Source organism: Actinoplanes sp. NPDC048791, from assembly GCF_040650095.1.
Lineage (GTDB): Bacteria > Actinomycetota > Actinomycetes > Mycobacteriales > Micromonosporaceae > Actinoplanes.
The window spans coordinates 1-2,340 of sequence record NZ_JBEZGQ010001193.1 but is presented as its reverse complement, the minus strand read 5'-3'; the positions used below and the strand labels follow the sequence as shown (position 1 = coordinate 2,340).

At 69.8% G+C, this 2,340-nt stretch carries 1 protein-coding gene; it reads right to left on the bottom strand.

Annotation, left to right across the window (positions count from 1 at the left end; all coding sequences use genetic code 11):
- Positions 1-268: 268 nt before the first annotated feature.
- Positions 269-2,065, bottom strand: a complete 1,797-nt coding sequence (gene metG, locus AB0C29_RS44190) for a methionine--tRNA ligase (protein WP_360833763.1) — start codon at positions 2,063-2,065, stop codon at positions 269-271.
- Positions 2,066-2,340: the final 275 nt, after the last annotated feature.

The window sequence follows — 2,340 nt, the reverse complement described above, 5'->3', positions numbered from 1 at the left end:
CCCGGCTGCGGGGCGACGGCATCCGCCGAGGCGGGCCCGCCGACCAGACTGCCGCCGGCCACCAGGGCACCGCTGATCGCGAACGCCAGCAGCGGCCGCGTGAGACGTGAGTTCATCAAGCTCCTTCGAGGGGAAGACCGCACGAAGAAGAAGCGTCACCGGTACGGCGGCAGCGTCAGAACGCCGCCGTACCGATGAAACGCTTGCGTATCCCCCGTGCGCGCCGAAGGTACCCGACGACCACAAGGTTGATCAATCCGATAAAGGTTCAGGAACCCAGGCGCTCGAGCTCCTCCTCGACCACCGAGGGGTCCAGCTTGCGGAAGACCGGCTTGGGCGCGGCCAGCGGCGTACCGGCCACCAGCGGCACCGGCTCCCACCGGGCGCCGACCGTGTAGTCGCCGGTGAGCACCGGATAGCCCGGGCCGCCGTCGAGGTCGTCGACCTCCACGATGGACGGCATGGGCGCGTGCACCCCGGTGCCGCCGAGCAGCTCGTGCACCTTCTGCGCGGAGTGCGGCAGGAACGGGGTCAGCAGCGTGTTCAGGTCGCTGATGGCCTGCAACGCGGTGGCCAGGATGGTGCCCATCCGCGGCTTGGACGCCTCGTCCTTGAGCTTCCACGGCGCCTGGTCGGAGAGGTACTTGTTGGCCTCGGCGACCAGCCGCATGGCCTCGCCGATCGCGGCCTTCTGCCGGTGCTTGCCGATCAGCTCGCCGACGCTGGTGAAGCCCGCACGCACCGAGGCGAGCAGCGCGAGGTCCTCCTCCTGCGGGTCGGCGAGCGGCGGGATCGCGCCGAAGTTCTTCGCGGCCATCGAGATCGACCGGTTGACCAGGTTGCCCCAGCCGGCGACCAGCTCGTCGTTGTTGCGCCGGACGAACTCGGCCCAGGTGAAGTCGGTGTCGTTGGACTCCGGGCCGGCGGCCGCGATGAAGTAGCGCAGGGCGTCGGCGTCGTAGCGCTCCAGGAAGTCGCGGACGTAGATGACGACCTTGCGCGACGAGGAGAACTTGCGGCCCTCCATGGTCAGATACTCGCTGGAGACGACCTCGGTGGGCAGGTTGAGCGTGCCCAGCGAGCCGGGCTGGCCACCCTTGTCGCCGGCACCCGAATAGCCGAGCAGCAGCGACGGCCAGATCACCGAGTGGAAGACGATGTTGTCCTTGCCCATGAAGTAGTAGCCGAGCGCGTCCTTGCCCTGCGCGTCGGCGGACCACCACTGCCGCCACGCCTCCGGGTCACCGGAGCGGCGGGCCCACTCGATCGACGCCGACAGGTAGCCGATGACCGCGTCGAACCACACGTAGATGCGCTTGTCCGGGCGGTCCCGCCAGCCGTCCAGCGGGATCGGGATGCCCCACTCGAGGTCCCGGGTGATCGCCCGCGGCTGGAGGTCGTCGAGCAGGTTCCGGGAGAACTTCAGCACGTTGGGGCGCCAGCCCTCGCGCGCGTCCAGCCACTTGCCCAGCGACTGCGCGAACGCCGGCAGGTCGAGGAAGAAGTGCTCGGTCTCGACGAACTGCGGCGTCTCGCCGTTGATCCGGGAGCGGGGGTTGATCAGCTGCTCCGGGTCGAGCTGGTTGCCGCAGTTGTCGCACTGGTCGCCGCGGGCGCTCTCGTAACCGCAGATCGGGCAGGTGCCCTCGATGTAGCGGTCCGGCAGGGTGCGGCCGGTGGACGGCGAGATCGCGCCCAGCGTCGTCTTGGCGACGATGTAGCCGTTGGCGTGCAGGCCGGTGAACAGCTCCTGCACGACGGCGTAGTGGTTGCCGGTGGTGGTCCGGGTGAACAGGTCGTAGGACAGACCGAGGCCGTGCAGGTCCTCGACGATCACCCGGTTGTAGCGGTCGGCGAGCTCACGGGGTGTCACCCCGTCCGCGTCCGCCTGGACCTGGATCGGCGTGCCGTGCTCGTCGGTCCCCGAGACCATGAGCACGTCGTGCCCGGACATCCGCATGTACCGGCTGAAAACGTCGGAGGGCACCCCGAAGCCGGAGACATGACCGATGTGGCGCGGGCCGTTGGCGTAGGGCCAGGCGACCGCGGCGAGAACGTGACTCATGGGTACCAAGCGTAGTGACCTCGGCCGCCGGCCTGCGGGCCGCCCTTTTTGTCCCGACACGCCCTACATCTCCCTGATCGCCGCCGGAAGCCGTAGTCCAATGGGAGCCATGACGGGTGACGCGCCACAGCCTGGGGAAACATCCCGCGACGACGGCAGCCCGTGGTCGCACGCGGACCCCGCCTCCCCCTGGTGGCGCGCCGACGAGCAGGAGGCCGGTGCTCCGCGCGCCCAGCGCCGGCGGACCACCCCGGCGACTGCTGCCGCGGCTGCGC

Coding starts and splice junctions, on each gene's coding strand:
- metG (WP_360833763.1), bottom strand. CDS start 2,065: ATGAGTCACGTTCTCGCCGCGGTCGCCTGGCCCTACGCCAACGGCCCG.